This window comes from Haloarcula sp. HT12 (assembly GCF_055271655.1).
Map to the genome: position 1 here is coordinate 79,345 of NZ_JBUXKW010000005.1, position 21,314 is coordinate 100,658.

General features: G+C 66.3%; 20 protein-coding genes and 1 pseudogene. 4 read left to right on the plus strand and 17 right to left on the minus strand.

Features of this window, described 5'->3' with window-relative positions:
• Positions 1 to 1,167, plus strand: coding sequence for a 3-dehydroquinate synthase II (locus ACY9XZ_RS16775; RefSeq protein ID WP_463458179.1), 1,167 nt, complete (start codon positions 1 to 3; stop codon positions 1,165 to 1,167).
• A 30-nt stretch (positions 1,168 to 1,197) separates the two neighbouring features.
• Here the strand turns inward: ACY9XZ_RS16775 and ACY9XZ_RS16780 are convergent, their stop codons facing one another.
• The 10 genes and pseudogenes from ACY9XZ_RS16780 to ACY9XZ_RS16825 all read right to left on the minus strand — a co-directional run bounded on the left by ACY9XZ_RS16780 (position 1,198) and on the right by ACY9XZ_RS16825 (position 13,535).
• Entirely contained in the window at positions 1,198 to 1,614 is a 417-nt protein-coding gene (locus ACY9XZ_RS16780) for a DUF6677 family protein (protein ID WP_463458180.1), read from the minus strand.
• An 84-nt stretch (positions 1,615 to 1,698) separates the two neighbouring features.
• Positions 1,699 to 2,028 (minus strand): annotated as a pseudogene (locus ACY9XZ_RS16785) (type I 3-dehydroquinate dehydratase); the annotation flags it as partial.
• A gap of 39 nt (positions 2,029 to 2,067) precedes the next feature.
• The gene (locus ACY9XZ_RS16790; protein WP_463458181.1) at positions 2,068 to 3,096 is read right to left on the minus strand and encodes a DNA-methyltransferase; all 1,029 of its coding nucleotides are present in this window, start codon (positions 3,094 to 3,096) and stop codon (positions 2,068 to 2,070) included.
• Between the two features lie 456 nt (positions 3,097 to 3,552).
• Positions 3,553 to 4,518: a transcription initiation factor IIB gene (locus tag ACY9XZ_RS16795; protein ID WP_004591241.1), complete on the minus strand. Its 966-nt coding sequence runs from the start codon at positions 4,516 to 4,518 to the stop codon at positions 3,553 to 3,555.
• 350 nt (positions 4,519 to 4,868) lie between these two features.
• On the minus strand, positions 4,869 to 6,686 hold the full coding sequence (locus tag ACY9XZ_RS16800) for a flippase-like domain-containing protein (protein ID WP_463458182.1): 1,818 nt from the start codon (positions 6,684 to 6,686) through the stop codon (positions 4,869 to 4,871).
• Between the two features lie 68 nt (positions 6,687 to 6,754).
• Complete coding sequence (locus tag ACY9XZ_RS16805; protein ID WP_463458183.1) at positions 6,755 to 8,494, minus strand: radical SAM protein; 1,740 nt, start codon at positions 8,492 to 8,494, stop codon at positions 6,755 to 6,757.
• Positions 8,495 to 8,538: 44 nt separating this feature from the next.
• The gene (locus ACY9XZ_RS16810) at positions 8,539 to 8,883 is read right to left on the minus strand and encodes a DUF4112 domain-containing protein (RefSeq protein ID WP_463458184.1); all 345 of its coding nucleotides are present in this window, start codon (positions 8,881 to 8,883) and stop codon (positions 8,539 to 8,541) included.
• Between the two features lie 139 nt (positions 8,884 to 9,022).
• Positions 9,023 to 10,474: an arginine/ornithine antiporter ArcD gene (gene arcD, locus ACY9XZ_RS16815; RefSeq protein WP_463458185.1), complete on the minus strand. Its 1,452-nt coding sequence runs from the start codon at positions 10,472 to 10,474 to the stop codon at positions 9,023 to 9,025.
• A 271-nt stretch (positions 10,475 to 10,745) separates the two neighbouring features.
• Positions 10,746 to 12,668, minus strand: coding sequence for an ABC transporter ATP-binding protein (locus tag ACY9XZ_RS16820; RefSeq protein ID WP_463458186.1), 1,923 nt, complete (start codon positions 12,666 to 12,668; stop codon positions 10,746 to 10,748).
• 69 nt (positions 12,669 to 12,737) lie between these two features.
• Positions 12,738 to 13,535 (minus strand): DUF429 domain-containing protein, encoded by a 798-nt coding sequence (locus tag ACY9XZ_RS16825; protein ID WP_463458187.1) that lies wholly within the window; start codon positions 13,533 to 13,535, stop codon positions 12,738 to 12,740.
• A 105-nt stretch (positions 13,536 to 13,640) separates the two neighbouring features.
• Here ACY9XZ_RS16825 and ACY9XZ_RS16830 point away from each other — a divergent pair, with 105 nt between their 5' ends.
• Together ACY9XZ_RS16830 and ACY9XZ_RS16835 are read left to right on the plus strand one after the other, a co-directional pair.
• Positions 13,641 to 13,799, plus strand: a complete 159-nt coding sequence (locus tag ACY9XZ_RS16830) for a DUF7559 family protein (protein ID WP_463458188.1) — start codon at positions 13,641 to 13,643, stop codon at positions 13,797 to 13,799.
• Complete coding sequence (locus tag ACY9XZ_RS16835; protein WP_463458189.1) at positions 13,796 to 14,299, plus strand: Hsp20/alpha crystallin family protein; 504 nt, start codon at positions 13,796 to 13,798, stop codon at positions 14,297 to 14,299. Before ACY9XZ_RS16830 ends, ACY9XZ_RS16835 begins: the two co-directional genes overlap by 4 nt.
• Positions 14,300 to 14,329: 30 nt before the next feature.
• Here the strand turns inward: ACY9XZ_RS16835 and ACY9XZ_RS16840 are convergent, their stop codons facing one another.
• The 5 genes from ACY9XZ_RS16840 to ACY9XZ_RS16860 form a co-directional block, all read right to left on the minus strand.
• Positions 14,330 to 15,433, minus strand: coding sequence for an NAD(P)/FAD-dependent oxidoreductase (locus ACY9XZ_RS16840; RefSeq protein ID WP_463458190.1), 1,104 nt, complete (start codon positions 15,431 to 15,433; stop codon positions 14,330 to 14,332).
• Positions 15,434 to 16,216 (minus strand): DUF7388 family protein, encoded by a 783-nt coding sequence (locus tag ACY9XZ_RS16845; protein WP_463458191.1) that lies wholly within the window; start codon positions 16,214 to 16,216, stop codon positions 15,434 to 15,436.
• 72 nt (positions 16,217 to 16,288) lie between these two features.
• Complete coding sequence (locus tag ACY9XZ_RS16850) at positions 16,289 to 16,909, minus strand: NUDIX hydrolase (RefSeq protein ID WP_463458192.1); 621 nt, start codon at positions 16,907 to 16,909, stop codon at positions 16,289 to 16,291.
• Positions 16,910 to 16,993: 84 nt separating this feature from the next.
• Entirely contained in the window at positions 16,994 to 17,464 is a 471-nt protein-coding gene (locus ACY9XZ_RS16855; protein ID WP_463458193.1) for a DUF7109 family protein, read from the minus strand.
• A gap of 32 nt (positions 17,465 to 17,496) precedes the next feature.
• Entirely contained in the window at positions 17,497 to 18,633 is a 1,137-nt protein-coding gene (locus ACY9XZ_RS16860) for an MFS transporter (protein WP_463458641.1), read from the minus strand.
• A 119-nt stretch (positions 18,634 to 18,752) separates the two neighbouring features.
• On the opposite strand from ACY9XZ_RS16860, the gene ACY9XZ_RS16865 reads away from it, so the two are divergent.
• Positions 18,753 to 18,923, plus strand: coding sequence for an HVO_0758 family zinc finger protein (locus tag ACY9XZ_RS16865; protein ID WP_004517187.1), 171 nt, complete (start codon positions 18,753 to 18,755; stop codon positions 18,921 to 18,923).
• 4 nt (positions 18,924 to 18,927) lie between these two features.
• Here the strand turns inward: ACY9XZ_RS16865 and ACY9XZ_RS16870 are convergent, their stop codons facing one another.
• Together ACY9XZ_RS16870 and ACY9XZ_RS16875 are read right to left on the minus strand one after the other, a co-directional pair.
• Positions 18,928 to 20,013, minus strand: coding sequence for an aldo/keto reductase (locus ACY9XZ_RS16870; RefSeq protein ID WP_463458194.1), 1,086 nt, complete (start codon positions 20,011 to 20,013; stop codon positions 18,928 to 18,930).
• 70 nt (positions 20,014 to 20,083) lie between these two features.
• A complete protein-coding gene (locus ACY9XZ_RS16875; RefSeq protein ID WP_463458195.1) occupies positions 20,084 to 21,268 on the minus strand; it encodes a DHH family phosphoesterase in 1,185 nt (394 codons plus the stop codon).
• Positions 21,269 to 21,314: the final 46 nt, after the last annotated feature.

The following is a 21,314-nucleotide window of genomic DNA, read 5'->3' on the forward strand; positions in this document are numbered from 1 at the left end:
ATGACTCGAAGCGTCTGGCTCAAAGCCGACAGCGAGGTCGGCGACTGGGAGACACGGAAACGCCGGATAACCGCCGGTATCGAGGCCGGCGTCGACTGGGTGCTGGTCGACGAGGAAGACGTCGACCGCGTCTCGGAACTCGGCGAAATAAACATCGCCGCGTTCACCAACGGCGACGTCCACGTGATGGAGGCCGAGGCGGAGGACTCACAGGCCGATGCGACTATCGTCGGCAAGGACGGCGAGGGCGACGGCACGGTCGACCTCCCCTCGGATTTCTCCGGTTCCGCGGACCTCTCCACGCTCCGGCAGAACGGGGCCGCCCCCGACGGCGGCTACGTCCGCATCTTCGACGAGGACTACGAAGCGTTCGCCGAGGCGGTCGCCGCCGAAGCCGACTTCACCATCGTCATCGGTGAGAACTGGCAGATCATTCCGCTGGAGAATCTCATCGCCCGCGTCGGCGAGGAGACGGATCTCATCGCCGGCGTTCGGACCGCCGAGGACGCCCGCACGGCCTACGAGACGCTGGAACTGGGGGCCGACGGCGTCCTGCTGGACACGGACGAACTCAGCGAAATCCGGAAGACGGTCGAGGTCCGCGACGAGATGGGTCGGGAGTCACTCGACTTGGAGTACGCCGAGGTCACCGCTATCGAACAGACCGGCTCCGCCGACCGCGTCTGCATCGATACGGGCAGCCTGATGGAACACGACGAAGGGATGCTCGTCGGATCGATGGCCCGCGGGCTCTTTTTCGTCCACGCCGAGACGGCCGAATCACCGTACGTCGCCTCCCGGCCGTTCCGCGTCAACGCCGGCGCGGTGCATGCCTACGTCCGGACGCCCGACGGCGGCACGAAGTACCTCTCGGAACTCCAGTCCGGCGACGAGGTCCAGATCGTCGACGCGAGCGGTCGCACCCGCGAGGCCATTGTCGGCCGCGCGAAGATCGAGAAGCGCCCGATGTTCCGCGTCCAGGCCGAAACCGAGGACGGCGACCGCATCGAGACGCTGCTCCAGAACGCCGAGACGATCAAGGTCCACACCCAGGACGGGCGAACCGCCGTCACGGACCTCGAACCCGGCGATGAGATCCTCGTCTACCACGAAGACACGGCGACGCACTTCGGTGAGCGGATCGAAGAGAGCATCATCGAGAAGTAAGCTGCTTCGGCCCGGGACTGCCTGCGACGCTTACTGCTGGTCCGGTTCGACCGGCTCCAACTGCGTCGTACACCAGTGACAGAAGTCGATGTCCTCGTCGAGTTCCTTGCCGCAGTTCGGACACGTCGTGCCGGCTTCGATCTCCTTGGTCTGGTTCTGGTTGACGGCGACCCAGTAGGCGTCGACGACGTTGAGCGTCGTAATTACGACGGAGCCGATCGTCACCTCGGTGGGCCTGGACTGATACGACGATGAGATAGCGTCGATACTTAGCTGGGTGACGGGTTCGATAGCGCCGGTGACGACGAACAACACTGACAGCCCGAACAACGACCCGAGCCACAGCAGCCCCCGTCCCCACTTGCGGAGATAGAAGTGTCCCAACCCGGGGAAGATGAACGCAAGCAACACGGCCAGTAACGGCCGCTTGCGTCCTGTTTCAGTCATACTCGGCGAATCTGTCTCGCATACCCCTATATCTTCCGAAGGATTACTGTTCGGAGCAAAACCACGTACCGGGCAGACACCGCCTCAAGTGTCGTTCTGTAGCTGCTCGACCAGCGTCCGCAGCGTCGCGAGGTCGTACTGGCCCGGAACGGTCGCGTCGGCGGGGTCGACCGGCGCGTAGCCGATACCGGAGCCGTACAGCGGGGCGACGACCCTGGAGTGACGACCGGCCGCGCCCATGCACATTGTGGCGACCCGCTCATGCCAGGCAGTTAGTTTGCGGGTCGCCCCGAGCATCGCAAGCACGTCGTCCGGCGACTGGGCCGTAGTCGCCATCTTCCCCACGTCGCCGTGGGCGCAGGCCCGTTCGAGTCGGCTTACGATCACGTCACGGTCCGACGTCGACTCGAAGTCCATACGCCGGCTTCGACGGAACCCCACAAGAAGCCGGCCTTACTCGACCGGTTCGTGGACGGCCCGGAAGCCGTCCTCTGTCGCACTGACGGACTCGACCGCGTAGAACTGAATCCGTTGCTCCTGTTTCGTGTTGACGGCGAAGTCGTACTGCTCGGCCTCGTATCCCGGCTCCTTGCCGTCGGCCCGGCGCTGCTCGACCCACGAGCGGTGGTCGGCGAGGCGCTCCCGGGCGATAGTTCGGGACCGCTCCGGGGCGGTGGCGACCCGGTCTTTGAGCGCCGACAGCAGGTCCGGGTCGCGGTCCACCCCAACCGAGTTCCGGCCGGCGACCATCGCTGCCAGCGTCGTCGTCCCGGTGCCCAGAAACGGGTCCAGCACCGTGTCGCCGTACACCGAGAACATCGAGATGAGCCGATAGGGCACTGTCAGCGGGAAGGCACCCGAGCGGTCTCGAAGGCCATCCTCAAGGTCCTGGGTCTCGCCGGGGAGTTCCCAGAGGTCCGAGAACCACTCGTTGCGTTCTTCCCAGAAATACGCGCTCTCGTAGCGGCGGTCAGCGCCGGGTTCGAGGCGGCGGCGCTCCCCGTTGCGGAACACGAGGATGTGCTCGTGTTCCAGGGTCGGGTAGGCGTTGGGCGGGACCATCCCCGAGCCCATGAACTTCGCGCCGCTGTTGGTTGGTTTGCGCCACAGAATATCGGGCAGTGCACGTAGCCCGTGGTCAGTCAGCCGGTCGGTTATCTCCGCGTGGTTCGGATAGGAGCGAAAGCCGTCAGACAGCGACCGCGTCGCGTCGCCGACGTTGATACAGGCGATACCGCCCGGCACCAGGACGCGCTTTAGCTCTGCCCACACCGAATCGAGTACGTCATGCATCAGCGTGAACGCCCGGTCGCCATCGCCCCGGTCAAGTGCCGCCCCGATGTCGGAATCTAATTCCGCGAAGATGTCGTCCCACATCTCGATCATCGGGTAGGGTGGCGACGTGACCACCAGTTCGACGCTGTCGTCGGGACAGTCGAGCGTGCGGGCGTCACCGGTTCGAACCCGGTGTGTCGTCTCCATACCGGTCCCAGCGGACGGGCCGACTCTAGTCTTGCGGTTGTCGGTCGATGTCTGTGGATCTGTGGCTATCGCATCTGGTCTTGAAGTACCGACCGTAAACAGCCAGAAAGCCCCCGACACGCTCCGGTCCCGCGGCTCGTTGCGCTCCTCGGTCGTTGCACTCCCTGCGGTGCTTACGTCGCCGGGGTTCCCGGGGCGTGTCGGCCCCTTTCAATCCCACCCGATGTCGGCTGGCCAATCAGCTACGGGTGGGATTGAAAGGGGCGGCCGGCTGAACGAAGGCGGACGAAGTAAGGACCGCAGTGAGCATGGCGAGCGAGGACCACAGCGAGTCCCCCGAGTTCAGCCGGCCGGGGCTTTCTGGCTGTTCAGACTGTCCGCTGCAGGAGCAGACAGTACGCTTGGAAACATCAACCAAAACCCGGTTCTCACAGCAATTCCAGACGAGCGTGGAGCTTACGCGACAGGGAGGTCCTGCTCGGCTTCCAGCAGTTCGTGGTAGCGGTTGCGGATGGTGACCTCGGAGATGTCGGCGACTTCGGAGACGGCGGCCTGGGTCGTCTTCTCGTTTGTCAGCAGTGCGGCGGCGTAGACGGCGGCGGCGGCGAGGCCGACCGGCGACTTCCCGGAGTGGACGCCCTGCTCTTTGGCGTTCTGGAGGAGCTGGCGGGCGCGGTGCTCGGCTTCGTCGGACAGTTCCAGCGAGGAGGCAAACCGCGGGACGTAGCTCTCGGGGTCCGCGGGGCGAACCTCAAGCGAGAGTTCGCGGACGACGTAGCGGTAGGTCCGGGCGATTTCGCTCTTTTCGACGCGGGAGACCTCTGTGATCTCGTCGAGGCTCCGCGGGACGCCGGCCTGGCGCGCGGCGGCGTAGACGGATGCCGTCGAGACGCCCTCGATGGAACGGCCCGGGAGCAGGTCCTCGTCCAGTGCGCGGCGGTAGATGACGCTGGCCGTCTCGCGGACGTTCTCCGGCAGACCGAGCGCGGAAGCCATCCGGTCGATTTCACCGAGGGCCTGCTTGAGGTTGCGCTCCTTGGAGTCACGGGTTCGGAACCGCTCGTTCCACTTGCGCAGGCGCTGCATCTTCTGGCGCTGCTTGCCCGACAGGGAGTTGCCGTAGGCGTCCTTGTCGCGCCAGTCGATGTTCGTCGAGAGGCCCTTGTCGTGCATCATGTTCGTCGTCGGCGCGCCGACGCGGGACTTCTCGTCTTTCTCGCTGGAGTCGAACGCGCGCCATTCCGGCCCGCGGTCGATTTCGTCGGATTCGACGACGAGGCCACAGTCCTCACAGACCGTTTCGCCGTGTTCGTCGTCGATGACGAGCGAGCCACTGCACTCCGGGCACGCTGTGCTCTCCGATTCCGTCGACTCCGTCGTCTGTTCCTCACGCTGCTGTCGCGTCCGTGTGTGTTCACTCATTGGTTGCGAAGGCGGGTGCTCACCGGGTGAGAGACATCACAGAACCCGGAGGCAGTCGGTAACACTGTATTCGAACGAAAGTTATTAAAATATTCCGGTATTGTGTTGGAGACCGCCGATACACGTCACGAAACCCACGTTTGTGGGTTAGTCGCATGACCATTCATATAATCAATAGCGGACGTTTCCCCGTCGACTACCCGATTATCGAATAAAACGGAACGTTCAGTGGCCAGTGCTACCGGAACGCTGCCGGCCGTAAAACGGGTGGCAGCTACACGGAGTGTTGTCGAGTAGTTTCGGATACTGTCGATCCTCCGGGTCGACCATACCGCTCCAACGTTTCCGTCTCAGTCGTTCGTTTCCGGCTCGATGGCCTCGGCGGACTGGGACTCCTCGACAGCCGTCGTCAGCGAGACGTTGAGCCAGGCCATCGACGCGACGCCGCCGATGATGGTCACGATGTTCTTGACCGCGTGGTCGACGATAGCGACGCCGATGGCCGCGGCGACGCCGACCGGCGTCAGCGACGCGACGATGACGGTGAACGCGCCCTCGTAGAGGCCGACGCCGCCGGGCGTCAGCGGCAGGACCTTGGCGAGGTTCCCGACGCTGACCGCGAAGAAGCCGACGGCCACCAGCGACGGCGTCAGGCCGTAGCCGAAGGCCTCGAAGACGATCAGGGCAGTAATCACGTCCAGCGTCCAGATGAGGAGGCTCCCCGCACCGACCCGGGCGAAGGCCGGCCCGTCCGCGGCAACCGTCTGCACGTCGCCGACGAACCCCTCGATGACGCCGGCGACGTAGTCGGCGTAGGAGTCGCTGCTCAGCCGGCCGATGACCGCCCGAACGAAGTTCCGGTCGCTCCGGGCGCTGGCGACGATAGCCACCACCGCGCCGATCGCTGCGAGGCCGACACCGCCAGCCACGGCCACGGCCGTCCGCCCGCTGCTGGCCGCGTCACCACCGACTGCGTCCCCGGACAGCGCGGTGAGCAGCTGCTCGGCCGACCCCGTCGCGGCCAGGCCGATCATGACGACGCCGGCGAGCAGCGTGATCGTCAGCAGGTCGAACACCCGCTCGACGGCCAGCGACGCGAACCCGGAGGCGTACGGAATCGAGCGGCGGGCCTTGATGACGTACGCCCGGACGGCGTCGCCGGCCCGCGCCGGGAACACGAGGTTCCCGGTCTGGCTGATGAATATCGCCCCCGTCAGGAAGCCCCACCGTTCCCGATACCCCATCGAGACGAGGATGTCCCGGTAGCGGATGCCCCGGAGCGGCCACGAGACGGCGTAGATGACGGCGCTGAGAGCGACGATTTCCGGCGCTGCGCCGGCCATCTCCCTGAGCACGCGGTCGGGGTCGAGATACTGCGTCATCAGCAACAGGGCGACGACGACGAGTATCGTCCCCGCGCCGAGCGATACCTCCCGAGTGATACGGGGGCTGACCGACAGCTCCCAGAACGTCCGGAGTATCTGGCTCCCCATTCCGAACACGTCCCGGACGATATCGACCTTCGAATCGCCCTTGGGCGTCCAGTCGACGGGGAACTCCTTCACCCGGTAGCCGTTGCGCTGGGCCTTCACGAGCAGTTCCGTGTCCCAGAACCAGTGCTCGTCCTGAACCAGGGGCAACAGCGTCTCCAGCGCTCCGCGGTCGAAAGCCTTGAACCCGCACTGGTGGTCCTGAATCTCGGACCGCAAGACCGTCCGAACGAGCGTGTTGTAGCCGAAGCTCGGAATGCCGCGCTTTGCGGGTCTGTCTGCGCGGTTTTCGGGCATCCACCGGGACCCCGTTGCCACGTCGTAGCCGTCGACGCGGACGGCATTGACCAGTTCTTCGAGATGGGACATATCCGTCGCCAGATCGGTATCGAAATACACCAGCGTCTCGCCGTCGGCCCGCTCGAAGGCGTACTCTAACGCGCCGCCCCGACCCAGCCGCTCGTCGCTGTGGATGTGTCGGACCCGGCTGTCCTCGTTTGCGAGCCGTGTCGCGATCTCCGGTGTCCGGTCCGAACAGCCGTCCTCCGCGACGATAACTTCGTACGTGTCGTCGGGGAGAAACGAGGCGAGCGTCGCAAGCGTTGTCGAGACCGTCCGCTCGATGGTATCTGCCTCGTTGTAGGCAGGGAGAACGACGCTCACCTCGACCGCAGTCATACGCCCTTGGTCATCCCCGGAGTGAAAAGTACTTTCGGTTCGATAGGCTGGCGGGACCGAACCGGCCGTTAGTCAGCGCCTTCTTGTGACTTGGTGGTTGCGAACCGCTCGATGGACGCGACATCGATGTCCCCGACCGACTCGTAGGGTCTGTTTACCACCACGTCGCCGGCGGTGCTCCGGCCGATACCGGGGATCGCGGTGAGTTCATCCATCGACGCGCTGTTGAGGTCAAGCGGGTAGGGGACACCGGTGACCGACCGATAGCCGTGGTCGGTGACCGCGATGTCGACGACGGTGCCGAGTTCGCGCTCGCCCGGAATCCCCACGAGCAGCGGGTAGGTCCCCAGCTGGCGGCCGAAGGTCTTGCCGTCCTGGTGGTACTCCAGATGCACGTCGGGCAGTATCGTCCCCGGCGGCGCGACCCGCTTGAGCATCGGATTGTCGATAGTCTCACGGACCTCCTGTTTGTACTGCTTGAACAGTTGCTTGTGGTCCTTGGCGATCTCCGCGCCGGTGTCGGCCATGTCGGTCCCCTCGAAGGCCATCACCTGCCGGATGTTCACCCGTCGGAGCATCAGCCCCTCGTCGTAGACTCGCTGGAGGAACCGCTTGTTGTGCTCGAAGGTCTCCCGCGTCTCGCCTTTCAGCCCGTGGACGAGATTGATTCCCGGGAGCAGTTTCGGCAGCCGGCGGGCGGCATCGTCGCCGAAGTTGGGGGCTGTCCCCTCCGCGTCGGTCCGCGGGTCGCCGTCCCCGCCCGGCCGCCAGCCAGCCACCTCGTTGACGATTTTCACCGCCTCGAAACACTGGTCGGCGGTGACGTTGAGGTTGTTGTCGCTCATCACGTTCGGGTCCGCCGATTCCAGCCCGAAGGCGGCGGTGTCGCCGGGCGTGTTGTGCTCGGCGATGATACGAATCCCCTCGCGGGCCTTCTCGGGCCACTTCACGACCGTGATGGGGTTCATATTGTCCAGGTGTAACGTCTCCAGGTCGGGTGCGACCTCCCGAATACCGCCGTAGAGTCGCCGCAGGGCGTCGGGATTTGGCGCTTCGCCGTCGCCGCCGTAGGCCAGAATGTCGGCCTGTCGACCCAGCCGGAAGTGTTTCACGCCGCGGTCCGAGAGGGCGTCCACCTCGTCGACGACGCTCTCCGGCGGCCGGAAGTCCGGGTCGCCGTACATCGGTTCCGTACAGAAGGAACACCGGTACGGACAGCCCCGCGAGGTCTCCATCTCACAGATGAGGTAGTCCGGGTGGTTGGGGTGCTGTTCGACGACGAACGCGCCGGCGCGGGCCCAGCGGGTCTCCTCCGCGATGTCCCGGTAGCGGTCGTTGAATCCTTCCAGCCCGGACTCGACGAGGTCGTAGACGGCCGCCTCGGCGTCAGCCATCGCCAGGAAGTCGAAATCCAGGTCGTCGCGTTCGGTCTCGCTCGCGCCCTCGTTGGCCTCGCCGACGCCGAAACGAACGGGGCCGCCCATGATGGACGTGCCGTTCGCGGTCCAGGCGAGTTCGCGCACTTCGTCGGGTTCGGCCGGCGTTCCACCGACGTACTTGCCGGGGACGGTCATACCGCCGACGTACACCATGAGGTCAGCGTCCTCCACGTCGCGCCAGACCGCGTTGTCCTCGCGGAGTTCGTCGATGGTGTGGTAGGTTATCTGCTCGCGGGGGACGCCGGCATCGACGAGCGCGCCGGCGGCGTACCGCGGATACGTCGAGATGTACGGCGGCACCCCGAAGTGTGCGGGCTCGTCGACGTAGCCGTCGACGATTGTCACGTCGAGCGTCTCGGGGTTAGTCATATCCCCGCTTGACGTTCGATGCCTAAAACCGTGTCTGGTCGGCCTCAGTCGTTAGCATCGAGCGCCCCGGCGACCAGTTCGGCGTTCCTGACGTTGGCCTTCCAGTAGGCGTCGAAGAGGTCACCGACCACCGGAACGCTCCCGACCGTCGCGTCCACCGCGATGTTCGCGAGCAGTCGGACCACGGTTCGTTTCGGGACGCCGAGCCGCACGGCCTCGGCGACGATGTACAGCGAACACAGCGCCGTCGCGATGTCGCCCGCAACCGGGAGCAAGCCGAGTATCGGGTCGAGACCGACTCGAAACCTGGTGCCAGGTATGCGGACGCTCTCGTCAAGAATGTGAGCGACGGTTCGAATGCGACCCAGCGCCGCCGGTTCCGTGTCCATAGCTGACACACGAACGGGGTCATAATGGGCGTGTTGGGTGGGTGATACGTCGTCACTGGACCACACGCCCATGGAGTACCGTGGATTCTTTCCGACCCAGGGGTCGGCGCACACCGGTACATAGCGACACCAATCCGTATCAGTCGTCGGCGACGGCGGAGGGCGTGACCGAATCCGTCCGTTCGGAGTCGTATCGCCCACCGAACAGCGTTGTCGCAAACAGGACCAGTGGCGAGAGGAACGCGAAGAAGTAGTACGGGGCGTACGCAAGCGTGCCGACTCCGAAGACCGCAGACATATAGACGGCACCGGCGTGCCACGGAAAGAGCGCGCCGGTCGGGGTTCCGGCGGATTCGATAGCCTGCGAGAGGTCGTCGCTGGCCAGGCCGTACTCGTCATAGAGGTTCCGGAGCGTGAGTCCGGGGACGACGATGCTCATGTACTGCTGGGCGGAAAAGGCGTTGACGAAGATGGCCGACACACCGGTTCCGACGACCAGGCTGCGCGGCCCGCGGACAGCGGTCGCGAGGTGGTGTGCGAGCACGGCGAGGACCCCGGTCCGTTCGAGGAGGCCACCGAGACTGAGGGCCGCGACGACGACGGCAATCGTCCAGGCCGACCCCGAGATACCACCGCTGGCCAGCAGGTCGTTCACGAGTTCCAGTCCCGTTTCAGGGGTCGTTCCGTCGAGGAAGACGGTCCAGGCGGCAGTGAACGACCGGCCCTGGACGAGGATGGTCGAAACAGTCCCGGCAAAGACTCCGGCGACCAGCGTCGGGAGCGCGGGGACGCCGTACAGCGCCAGCCCGAAGGTCACGACGAGCGGGGCGAACACGAGCGCCGAGAGTTCGTAACTACCGGCGAGTGCGCCCTGGATCTCGGCGATGCGCCCGGCCGGGATGTCACCGACAGCGCCCAGCCCCAGGACCGCATAGAGCAGTACCGAGAGGCCAAACGCCACGACGGTTCCGTTGCGCATTGCCCGGATGTGGTCGTAGAGGTCGGTGTTCGTCACGGCGGCCGCGAGGTTCGTCGTATCCGAGAGGGGTGACTGTTTATCGCCCGCGTAGGCTCCCGAGAGGATGGCACCGGCGGTCATCGGCGTCGGGACGCCGAGGCCGGAGCCGATGCCGATGAAAGCCACACCGAGGGTGCCAGCCGTCGTCCAGGACGATCCGATGGAGAACGCGACGACCATCGCAAGTAACGCCGTCGCCGGCAGGAACACGTCCGGGGTCAGTATCGAGAGCCCGTAATACATCAGCCCGGGAATGGTGCCCGCGCTGACCCACGTCGCGATGAGTCCGTAGATGATGAACAGAATGAGAATTGCCTGCAGTCCCATCAACAGACTGTCCGCGAGGCCCTCGTAGAGGTCGTCCCACGAGTAGCCGAGCCAGTACTTGCCGACTGCGCCGGTCAACACGATGCTCCAGAGCAGCGGCCCGTGTGGGGCCAGCTTCAGAAACCCGGATCCGATACCGAGGAACAGGACGACACCGAGCACGGGGACTAACGCCTGGAGTACACTCGGCCGGCGTTCCGGCGGGATGTCCTCGTACGTTAGCGGTTCGAGAGTGAGTGATGTCACGTCTACCCCATCTAATAACTCATATGTATTAAATAGAGCGATAATATCTCTACAGTGCATATGAGTCACCGTCCCATTCCGGTATGTTGTTAGCAAGCAACAAGTCAGGTAACGGACTCGCACGGGAGTGAAACCGACCGGCGTGCCGCCAGTGGGTCACGGACGCTGGTGGGGACAGATTCTAACTGGATAATTCAGGGTTTCCCGGCGGCGCAGTAGGCCATACCATCGGGGCTGGACCTTTACCGGCGAAATTCAGACAACAGCACCCTCAGTCGTCGGCGCTGACCGCCCGGTCGTCGGCCTGGGCGTGCCAGAGGTCGGCGTAGTCGCCGTCGGCCGCGAGCAGGTCGGTGTGGCTGCCCCGCTCGACGATTTCCCCGTCGTCCATCACGACGATGCGGTCCGCGTCCTGAATCGTGGAGAGGCGGTGCGCGATGACGAAGGCCGTGCGGTCCGCGACCAGTTGCTCGATGCTCTCCTGGATGCGGTCCTCGGTCTCCGTGTCAACGTCGCTGGTCGCCTCGTCGAAGATGATGATTTCGGGGTCGTTCAACAGGGCTCGGGCGATGGCGACCCGCTGGCGCTGGCCGCCAGAGAGCTTGATGCCGCGCTCGCCGATCTGTGTGTCGTACCCCTCCGGCAGGTCCCGGATGAACTCGTGGGCCTGTGCGGCCTCCGCCGCGTCGCGGACACGGTCGCGTGCGGTTTCCCAGTCACTCCCTCGGACCTCGTCGTCCACCTGCTCGGCGTCGAGGGGCCCGCGGTCCCCGTAGGCGATGTTCTCGGCGACCGTTCCCGAAAACAGGTACGGCTGCTGTTCGACGATGGCGATTTCGCTCCGCAGACTCTGGAGGCCGTACTCGCGCACGTCGACGCCGTCCACTCGGACCGCACCGCTATCCACGTCGTGGAACCGCGGCACCAGCTTCAGCAGCGTCGATTTGCCGGCCCCGGTCGCCCCAGCAAGGCCGATTGTTGCCCCGTCGGGCACGTCCAGCGACACGTCGCGGACGACCGGCGGCTCGTCGCCGTAACCGAATGTCACATCGTCGAACTCGACCGATCCGTCGACGCTATCGGGTTCGTAGGGGTCCTCGGGGTCGGTGACCTCGGGCTCCTGACCCAGGAGGCCGAACACGCGCTCGGCGCTCGATTTGGCGAGCTGGTACTTGTTCGCGGATCGGCCGATTCGGCGCATCGGCGAGTACAGCCGGCGGAGATAGAGGAAAAACAGCGCAAACCCACCGGTCGACAGCGCGGCCTCGCTCTCGGGATTCGTAATGAAGTCCATCCCGGCGACGTACAGAATCAGGACGAACGCGATCCCTGTCAGGAGTCGCAGGCCGGCGAAGAAGGCCCGCCGGATGCGGAGCGCGGCCACCTTCTGGTCGTGGTACGCCTGGCTCTGGTCCGTGACGCGCTGGCGTTCGAAGTCGTAGCGGTCGAAGGCCTTGATCACCGGCGCGCCGCTGAGGTTGTTCTCCAGCCGGGTGTTGAGCCGGGACACCGTCTGGCGGATGGCGCGGTATTTGGGTTCAATCCAGGTGAGGAAGAAGCCGCTGGCAATGCCGATCAGCGGAACCGGCCCGAGCGCGATGAACGCGAGTTTCGGTGAGGTCCAGTAGAGGACGACCGCGATGCCGCCGACGGTCGCCACCACCCGAATCATCTGGCGGAACTCCGTGTTGAGGAACGATTCCAGGCGGTTGATGTCGCTGTTGAGTATCGACATCATCCCGCCGGTCTGGTGGTTCGCAAAGAAGGACAGCGAGAGGTGCTGGAGGTGGTCGTACGTGTCGTTCCGGAGGTCCCGTTGGATTTTATGGGCGCTCGACTGCAGGAGATACCGCGATGCGAAGCGCGTCGCCGACCGGAGCAGGTAGGCGATGGCCGCGATGACGACGAGTCGCTGGAGGAAGGCGATACGGGCGGCTTCGCCCGTGATCTCGCCGGGCGGGAGCAGGCCGGCATCGGTCAATAGTCCGGGGTCGCCGCTGCTGAGGACGACGCGGTCGATGGCTGCGGCGACGATTATCGGCGGCACGAGGCGGGCGAACCGGGTACAGAACGCCGCCAAGATACCGACAAACAGGCGGAGCCAGTAGGGGGTAGCGTAGCCGATGAGATTGACCATCGGGTGGCCGTCGACGTTCTCCCGGACGCCCTCGAAGCCGCCCTGGTCGTCAGGCATAGACGGTAGTTGGTCCGGAAACGCATATATGCCGGGCTTCGACCCGGAGATAGTGACGCCGCCGCGTCGTCAGACGTAAATACAGCCTTCGCTCTCGGGACCCGAAGCGGGCGGCCTCGCGCCGTCGGCCAGCCGGCCCGCCGAGACGACGGCGGCCAGCGAGTCCAGCGCGTCGTGGTTCCCGAGGTAGGTGCCGCGGTGCTCGCCGAGGGTGACGCTACAGGCCTCCACCGCCGCGACGTTCGCCGCCCGGCGCTGCCGGGGGTCGTCGACGTTCTTGTACCCCTCGCGGTAGCAGCCCAGCCAGCCGAAGGTCGCCGCGGGGTACACCTCGGCGACCAGCGTGTCGGCGTCCCAGTCCTGCATCGGCACGACGGCCGTGCTGTCGTCGTCTCGCAATGGCCCGAGGACGTCCCGGACGCCGTAGAAGGTCATGCTGCGGGTCCGATTGGTGTAGGGACACAGCGCGCCCCGGCGGAAATCCGTCTCCCGGCGCAGGTCCCGGCTGCCGGTCGCCATCTCGGCGGTGTGCCGGCACGCCTCCGACAGCGACCCCGGGTCGGTCGGCCCGCTGCCGCTTGCGAGCCAGTCGACAAAGCCCGACCAGGTGCCCCCACACTGCGCGTCAAGGAGTGCCTGGGGCAGGCTAAACGGGAAATCCAGGCCGACTGTTCCGACATCGTCGTCCGTGATGCGGTCGAGGAGACCGGCGTGGGCCGTCTCGCGGTCCCGCCCCCACTCGTCTGTCGCGCGGTAGCATCGCTGTACGTCCAGTCCCCTCGCCGTCGGTATTGCCTCGGTGACCCAGAGCGCGTCGCCAGCGGCCGCCGCGCCGCTGAAGTCCACCCCGAGGACGCGTTCACTCATACACCCGAGTATGGTGGTGACGGCATCAATGTTGGGGCTGGCGGGAGCACGGATCAGGGTTCCCCGTCCGTAAGGGGTTTGTCCCCGACGGACCAACGGAATAGTATGCCAGCCACAATGGAAGTCGTCTGCACGGACGACAGCTGCGAACTCGACATGTTCGAGATGCACTTCACGTACGATATGCCGGACGATGTCGAACTCGCGGCGTTCTCCTGTCCGTACTGTGGCGGGACGGACTGCCTCGACGAAGTGGAACTATGATGCGCGATATCGGCTCCTCTATCAGCGACGCCATCTTCGAGAACATCGGCCGTGCCTCCGGGCGGGTCCAGGAGAACAAGCCGCTGCCGTCGGACCTGCTGGAGTCGGACGACGCCTACCTCATCGTCTTCGACGCGCCAGGCACGACGGCGTCGGACATCCAGGTCCGGTACGTCGACGACCGCGTGGAGGTCCGCATCGACCGCTTCCGCGATTTCTACGAGGGCTTCGAGATGCGCTACCCCGGCCGCGGGCTCGCACTCGACGGGAGCGTCACCCTGCCGAGCGATGCCGCCGTCGACCCGGAGACGGCCCAGGCCACGCTCAAGAGCAACGGCACGCTGCACGTTCGCGTCCCGAAGGCCGAGTCGGACCACGACGAGGACGACGTGACCGACGTTGGCGTCGAAGCCGACGACAGCGAGGAGCCCGAATCGGCCGACGAAGAAGATTACACGGCGGAATCAGTCGATACGGACGACGACGATACCGCCGCCTGACCGCGCCGTTTACATTTTCTTACAGCGTATTCACTCTGCCCAGTCCCGCGTCGGGTCGTCCAGCGCGGCGAACGTCTCTGAGCCGTCGAACTGCATCGGGTCAACGCGCCCGGGGAGATGTTCGGAGAGCGGATTCGGCTGGTCGAGCACGGCAGCCGCGAGATACTCACCCATCGCAGGTGCGCGCATGAGGCCGTGGCCCTGCCAGCCAGTCGCCACCCACAGGCCGTCGGCGACCCGGCCGACCAACGGCGCGCCGTCGGGCGTCGCGGTACACAGGCCGGCCCACGCTCGGTCACACGCCGGACAGAGCGCCGTTGATTGCTCGACGCGTTCGAGGCTCCGAGTGACGAACTCAGCATCTGCGTCCGGGGTCCAGTCCGCCGGGTCGACCTCGTGTGCGCCGTCGCCGACCAGCAGCGCGTCGTCCTTCGGTCGCCAGTAGAACTCCCGCGTGGCATCGTAAAACGACGGCAGTGTAGCGTCGACCGGGTCGGTCACGAGCGCCTGTGCCCGGTAGGCTTTCAGCGCAAGCGAGACGCCGACGTCGGCGACGAGTGGCTTCGTTTCCGGGCCGGCCGCGACGACCACCGCGTCGAACGGCCGCGTCCCATCTGGGGTTTCGATAGTCGTTGGCGACACTAGGGAGACCGGCGTCTCTGTTTCGATGGTTGCACCGTCCGCCCGAGCCTGCTCGGCGAGCGTCGCTACCACCGCGTCCGGGTCGAGCACGCCGGCGTCGCGGGCGAGGCCGGCCACCGCGATACCGCTGGTGTCCAGCGCGGGGTAGCGGTCGTTGAGTGCCGCCGGCGTGAGCGCCTCGACCGCGACGCCGTTTCGCTGCATCCCCGAAATCTGTTCGCGGACGGCCGTGGCGTCGCTCTCGTCGCGCGCGACCCAGACGTAGGGCTGTGGCTCGAACAGATCCACGTCGCGGTACCGAGCGAGCGCATGCGCGGCGACGGCGGCGTCCACGTCGTCGGCGAAGGCGTCGTAGCAGAGGCCGGCGGCGCGCCCGCTCGCGCCGCTGCCCAGTTCGTCGCGTTCGAACACCGTCACCGACGCGCCGCGGCGGGCCAACGCTGTCGCGGTCGAGAGGCCGACGGCCCCGCCGCCGACGACGGCGACGTTCATCTATAGGAAGGGGTCGAGCCCACGCGCCGGGTAGCCGACAATCGTGTCGACGCCGATGTCGCGGAGCCGCTCGGTTCGCTCGGCGACCGTCTCGACGGAGCCGACGAGCGCGTAGTCGCGGATGGCCTGTGTGAGTACATCTCTGGCCCGACCCGTCGCGCGACTGTCCGCCGGCGCGCCCTCGGGCAGTGCGTCCCGAACCGGGCCGCGCCGGGCCGCGTAGTCGCCGACGGCGTCGAGCATCGCGTCCTCGCTGTTCGAGAGCACGACCGGGGCGTAGACGGCAATCGAGCCCTCGAACCCGGCGGTCCGCAGCGTCCGTACGTCGCGGGCCGTCGTCCGGGAGAGGAGTTCGTACTGCGTCCCGCCGACCGCCAGCGCGAGGCGCTCGATGCCCTCGGTACCGACCCAGGGGTCGCTGGCGTCGTCGACGGCCGCCCGTAGCCGCGGTGCGACGGCCCGCGCAGCCTCGTCCTCGGAGAGATACGCGCTGTGGCCGGCGACCAGCACGCGCCCCGCGACTGCCGGCAGCGCGTCGAACCCGCTGTCGTCGCCCAGCGGGTCGAAGCCGTCGGCTCGGACGGGGGTGGTGACACGGACATCGGCGGTCGACGCCAGTCGCTCGATAGTGTCCGATTCCGGGACGTGGGCCGCTCCCTCGTAATCGATTGCGAGCGTCTCTACATCCAGGTCAACCGCTCGCGATACGTCGACCTCCGCGGGTTTGAGCGCCATCGCGTCGATGCCGGCGGCCGCCAGCGTCGCACCGGTAACTGTGGTCATCCAGTACGCGTTCATCGAAACGAAGTCGCAAAATCCTGTCGCTCTCGGCTGCTGGCTCCAGTCCGGCCCCCGTCACTCCACCTCGTCACGCACGCTCGGGGGCAGGTCGTCCTCCGGCCCCATGTACCGGTCCGGCTCGGGCGGCATCCGCCAGTCCGTCGCGAGTTCGAGCAACTGGACGAGCATCCGCGCCGTCGCGCCCCAGACGGTGTAGCCGTCGACGTAGAAGAAGTGAAGCCGTATCTCGCCGTAGTGGTGGTGGTCGCGGTGTTCGGACTCGTAGTTGTCCAGGTCCGTCAGTTCCGACACCGGTAGGGTGACTATCTCCGCGACCTCTTCGTCCGAGGGCAGATAGTCGCGGTCCGGAATCCGTCCGACGAACGGGCGCACGGAGTAGCGCGTGATGGTCCTGATGTCGTCCAGCCGGCCGACGACGTTGACCGCCATCGGATCGAGCCCGATCTCTTCGTTGGCCTCACGGAGCGCCGTCCGCAGCAGGTCTTCGTCTTCGGGTTCGCGGCCGCCGCCGGGAAACGACATCTGGCCGGGGTGGTCCGACAGGTGGTCAGCGCGTTTCGTGAACAGTATCGCCTCGCCGTCTGGCTGCGTGACGACCGGGGCGATGACGGCCGCCTCCTGTGGCTCGTCGTCCACGACAACTGGCTCGTGGGCCGCGACCCGGTCCAACTGCATGACTGATGGTAGGTGATGGCCCGCCTTAATTCGGGTGGCTCACTCCCACGAACTATCCGGTTTAATGATGCAGAACACGGGGCGCTACACGTCGTCCAGCCGGTCGCGGAGGCCGTCCATCGCCACGTTCTCCCAGGCCTCGATGTCGTAGCTCACGTCGAGCAGCGTCTCGACGCGGTCCTCGTCACCGTTTTTGACGGCCATCACCGCGTCCTCCCGAAAGCGGGACTTGACTGCCTCGATGACGGCGTCACGCGCGAGGTCGCGGGACGGTACGTCCATGATATGGGGAAGGTCGGCCGCGCCGTCGGGCAGGGCCGGGAACGCGGTCGGGCCGACGACGAGCAGCGTCTCGTCGGTGTCTGCGGCGTGATCCTCGACGGCGACGAGATGGTACGAGTCGATAGCATCGTCGATGGCCGCCGCGACCGCGTCCGGATCGGCGTCGACGCCCTGTTTGAAAGCGAGTTCGCCGCAGGCGTCGGCAAGCTCCGCCTGGGTGAGCGAGCCAAAGAGGTCGACGACGCCAGCCAGCTCGTCCGGTGGCAGGTCCATACAGGCCACGCGGCACCGAGCGGCTTCAGCCTTTAGGCTCGGGCTGTACTCGGCAGCCGCCCGTCGAGGTGCAGCGACACCATGGCGACGAGGACGACCAGCAACGCCACCCCCATACCGCGAAGCAGTGTCGGAAACGCGACGCCGGCATCCAGCAGACTCCCGACGAGTACGCTTCCGGGAGCCTGCATCACCATCATCCCCGCGCCGTAGGTGGCGTACGCGCTCGCTCGGTGACGGTCCGGGAGCGAACCGAGCAGGTACGCATCCACCGCCGGGAAGATGCTGTGGATGACGTAGCCGACGACGACGCTGAACGCGGCCAGCGACCAGAAGCCGGTCAGCGACGGGAGCACCAGCACACAGCCGGTAAAGGCCGCCAGTATCGTCAGGAGGTACGGGATCGACGGGAGACGGTCGGCCAGGCGACCGCTGAGGTAGAAGGCCGGTACGCCCGCCCCGAACGCGAGCGACAGCAACGTCCGGCCGGATCCCGGGGACAGGCCGACGCTCGTGGCGTAGGTGACGTAGAAGTTGAACAGCCCGTTCCACACCAGTCCCGCGACGCCGATGGTGGCGACGCTGGTGACGATGATGTGCCACTGGGCGCGCGCCGCGGCGAGCAGGTCGCGGTCCTCGCTGCCGGCGTCGGGCAGTTGGGAGCGCCTCGCGACGATGGTGAACGCGACGGTTATCAGTCCCGCGGCGACGGCTATCGCTTGCAGCGCGGTCCGCCACGTGCCAACGATGAGGACGAACGAAATGAGGGCTGGCGCGCCGACGGCGGCGAGCTGGGCGGCGACGCCGTGTTGCCCGAGCGCGCGGCCGGGGCGGTCCGGATACAGCTCGCTGACCAGCGTGTTCGCCGCGGTCAGGTAGACGCCGCTTGCAAGCCCCATGGTGAACGCGCCGACGAGCAACAGCGTCGGGTCGAACGCGAGCGCGGTAAACGTCGTCCCGACCGTCAACACGACGCCGGAGCCGAAGATGACCTTCGCCCGCGATATCCGGGTCAACAGGACGCCGGTGGGGAGCCGCGGGAGGGCGCTCCCGGCCCAGACCATCGTTGCCAGTAGTCCGAGCGTCGCGTCGGACGCCCCTGTCGTCGCCCGAATCGGCTCGATGAGGGGCGCAAAGACGACTCTGGCGAGGTTGATGCAGAACACCATCCCCAACAGCGAGCCGAAGACGCGGCGACGAGACACGACCGGCGGTACGTCGGAAAACGTGAACAACGTTCCGGAACGCCGCCACGGGGTTTTTACACGCGGGTAGCACACTGGCAGGTATGGACTCAGTGAGGAAGGCCCTCCGGGCCGGCGACGTCGAGAAGGACAACTACGGACGGCTCTCCTGTACCAGCTGTGACGAGCCACTCGCGACGGAGAACGACCCGGACGAAGTCGGGAAAGTGCGCGTCTGCCCCGAGTGCGACGGCAAGTGGAAGGAGCTCAGCTAGCTAGCTACTCGAAGACCGCGTCGAACGCGTCCGCGCCGAGCGGTTCGTATCGACCCGCATCGACGTTCTCCCGGGCGTGTTCGACCGAGCCCGTCCCGACCAGCGAGCAGGTCACGCCCGGCGCGCTGCGCGCGAAATTGATGGCGCGCTGTGCGCTCGTCTCCCCCGAGAGCTTCGCCGCTACGTCTTCCGGAACCTCCCCAGCTAACTGTCCCTGCATGATCGAGGCGCTGGTGAACACGTCCAGTCCGGCCTCGTGGGCGAACCACAGCGCCGACTGCGGCCCCTCTGCGCCGTCGTGGGCCGCGACGGTGAACGCGTCGGCCATCGAGACGTTGAACGGCAGCTGAATCGCGCGGAGGTGTGTCGCCGCGTTGCCGACCGTCTCGGCCGCCGCGCGAGCGCGCTCGACGACTTCGGGCAGCGAGAGATAGCTGTCGTGGTCGGGGGCCACGCGGAACGCCTCCCACGTCGCGACGCCGTAGTGCTTGATGTCGCCGCCGGCCGCTCGCTCCTCCAGCTGTTCGAAGGTCGCCTCTAGCTGATCGTACACCGCCTCGCGGGAGTTCGATTGCAGTTGCGTCTCCGGATTGTGAACGTAGTAGAGGTCGATGGTGTCCAGCCCGAGGTTCGCGAGCGAGCGGTCGAGCTGGTCGTCGATGTAGTCGGGCGCGATGCAGTGCTGGCCCGCGACGAGGTCGTCGCGGTCGACGATGCCGGTGTCGAGGTACTCCGACCGGACGAACGCACCGGGGTCCGTCGGGCGCTCCCCGTCGAACGGGACGAAGCCGCCCTTCGTCGCAACGGCGACGGCCTCGCGGTCCACGTCGGCGTCCGCGACGGCGTCGCCGACGACGCGCTCCGAGCGCTGGTGTCGGTAGTTAATCGCCGTGTCGACGACGTTGATGCCGGATTCCAGCGCCGTGACGACGGCGTCGTGGTACTGTTCGTCTCGCTCGTCCGTCGGATCACCCAGATACGTGCCGACGCCAATACTGGAGACGACGCCGTCGCCGAACCGCCGGTAGAACGTGCGCGCGAACTCGTCGTGATCGTCCCGGTACGCCCAGGTCGCCTCCCGTGTGGCCATACCGGCCGTTGGTCGGGCAGTGACAAAAGGACAGAGATACGCCGCGGTCGGCGAGTGCGCTCCAGTTCTGTTACAGTTCGCCGCACATAGCGTCGAACACCCGCTCGCGGAAGTCTTCGCGGGAGACGCCGTCACTGGGGCCGAGACCGGCCATGTGTTCGACCGGGACCTTGCCGCCGCCCATCCTGGCGTGGCCGCCGCCCTCGGCCATCGGGATATCGTCGACGACGGCTTCTATCGCCCGGCCGATGTGGACGCGGTCGTCCCGCGAGCGGCCGGCAATACGAATCGTCCCTTCCTTCTCGCCGACGACGACGACCGCCGAGACGCCTTCCAGCGTCTCCAGTTCGTCCGCAGCCTGTGGAATCGCGTCCGTGTTCGACACCTCGCCCACGTCGCTGAACGCGTAGGGCGCTCGCACCTCCCGGTTCCCGATGGCCCGCGATTTCACGTCGAGTACTTCCGCGTCGACCTGGGGGTTTGCGATGCGGTTGAGCAGATCACTGTCCATCCCGTCGTAGAGGAACGCGGCTGCCGCGAAGTCCTCGGACTTACAACCGTTTGTCAGTGACCGGGTGTCCGACTGGATGCCGTACATCAGCCCAGTTGCGAGCGCACAGGGGATGGTTTCTGCCGGTGCTGCATCGATATCGACACTCCCGTTCCCCTGCGTATCGCTGAATTCAAACTCTAACTGGTTGAAGTAGCTCGCAAAGATGGTCGCACAGGCCCCGTAGTCGGACCGTACGTCGGTGAACTTGTCGCCGGTGCCGTTACCGGGATGGTGGTCGACGACGGCGACCGGATCGATCTCTCCTGCACCGGGGAAGCCGCGTGCCGTGTTGTGGTCGACGAGGACGACTGCCTCCGCGTCGATGTCTTGGGCAGTCTCGATGTGGTCGAAATCCAGGTCCAGCACCGTCTGGAAAGCCCGGTTCTCCGGTCGACGTATCTCCCCGGAGTACAGCAGTGATGCCGAGGTGTCGGTGCCGGCGACGAGCTGGTCGACGGCCAGCGCGGACGCCATCGCGTCCGGGTCCGGGTTCGGGTGCATCAACACCGCGATCCGGTCGTGGGCGGCCAGTACCCGGCGAAGCCGCTCTGCGGGCGTCCGGCTGAGATACCGACGCAGCCAGACGCCGGCTCCGAGGAGGGCAAGGAGCGCCACAGCGACACCAGCGACCAGCAGGGGGTTCTCGCTAGCGTACGCCGCGGCGGCGTCGACCTGGAGCCCGCCGGCGGCAACGCGTGTCATACACCCCTGTTCGCCAGCCTGTGAATAATAAAGTTCGCCTCGATGG

Excerpts from the sequence above, each read along its gene's own strand:
- ACY9XZ_RS16775 (WP_463458179.1), top strand. The coding sequence starts at position 1 with ATGACTCGAAGCGTCTGGCTCAAAGCCGACAGCGAGGTCGGCGACTGG.
- ACY9XZ_RS16780 (WP_463458180.1), bottom strand. The coding sequence starts at position 1,614 with ATGACTGAAACAGGACGCAAGCGGCCGTTACTGGCCGTGTTGCTTGCG.
- ACY9XZ_RS16790 (WP_463458181.1), bottom strand. The coding sequence starts at position 3,096 with ATGGAGACGACACACCGGGTTCGAACCGGTGACGCCCGCACGCTCGAC.
- ACY9XZ_RS16795 (WP_004591241.1), bottom strand. The coding sequence starts at position 4,518 with ATGAGTGAACACACACGGACGCGACAGCAGCGTGAGGAACAGACGACG.
- ACY9XZ_RS16800 (WP_463458182.1), bottom strand. The coding sequence starts at position 6,686 with ATGACTGCGGTCGAGGTGAGCGTCGTTCTCCCTGCCTACAACGAGGCA.
- ACY9XZ_RS16805 (WP_463458183.1), bottom strand. The coding sequence starts at position 8,494 with ATGACTAACCCCGAGACGCTCGACGTGACAATCGTCGACGGCTACGTC.
- ACY9XZ_RS16810 (WP_463458184.1), bottom strand. The coding sequence starts at position 8,883 with ATGGACACGGAACCGGCGGCGCTGGGTCGCATTCGAACCGTCGCTCAC.
- ACY9XZ_RS16820 (WP_463458186.1), bottom strand. The coding sequence starts at position 12,668 with ATGCCTGACGACCAGGGCGGCTTCGAGGGCGTCCGGGAGAACGTCGAC.
- ACY9XZ_RS16825 (WP_463458187.1), bottom strand. The coding sequence starts at position 13,535 with ATGAGTGAACGCGTCCTCGGGGTGGACTTCAGCGGCGCGGCGGCCGCT.
- ACY9XZ_RS16830 (WP_463458188.1), top strand. The coding sequence starts at position 13,641 with ATGCCAGCCACAATGGAAGTCGTCTGCACGGACGACAGCTGCGAACTC.
- ACY9XZ_RS16835 (WP_463458189.1), top strand. The coding sequence starts at position 13,796 with ATGATGCGCGATATCGGCTCCTCTATCAGCGACGCCATCTTCGAGAAC.
- ACY9XZ_RS16840 (WP_463458190.1), bottom strand. The coding sequence starts at position 15,433 with ATGAACGTCGCCGTCGTCGGCGGCGGGGCCGTCGGCCTCTCGACCGCG.
- ACY9XZ_RS16845 (WP_463458191.1), bottom strand. The coding sequence starts at position 16,216 with ATGACCACAGTTACCGGTGCGACGCTGGCGGCCGCCGGCATCGACGCG.
- ACY9XZ_RS16850 (WP_463458192.1), bottom strand. The coding sequence starts at position 16,909 with ATGCAGTTGGACCGGGTCGCGGCCCACGAGCCAGTTGTCGTGGACGAC.
- ACY9XZ_RS16855 (WP_463458193.1), bottom strand. The coding sequence starts at position 17,464 with ATGGACCTGCCACCGGACGAGCTGGCTGGCGTCGTCGACCTCTTTGGC.
- ACY9XZ_RS16860 (WP_463458641.1), bottom strand. The coding sequence starts at position 18,633 with ATGGTGTTCTGCATCAACCTCGCCAGAGTCGTCTTTGCGCCCCTCATC.
- ACY9XZ_RS16865 (WP_004517187.1), top strand. The coding sequence starts at position 18,753 with ATGGACTCAGTGAGGAAGGCCCTCCGGGCCGGCGACGTCGAGAAGGAC.
- ACY9XZ_RS16870 (WP_463458194.1), bottom strand. The coding sequence starts at position 20,013 with ATGGCCACACGGGAGGCGACCTGGGCGTACCGGGACGATCACGACGAG.
- ACY9XZ_RS16875 (WP_463458195.1), bottom strand. The coding sequence starts at position 21,268 with ATGACACGCGTTGCCGCCGGCGGGCTCCAGGTCGACGCCGCCGCGGCG.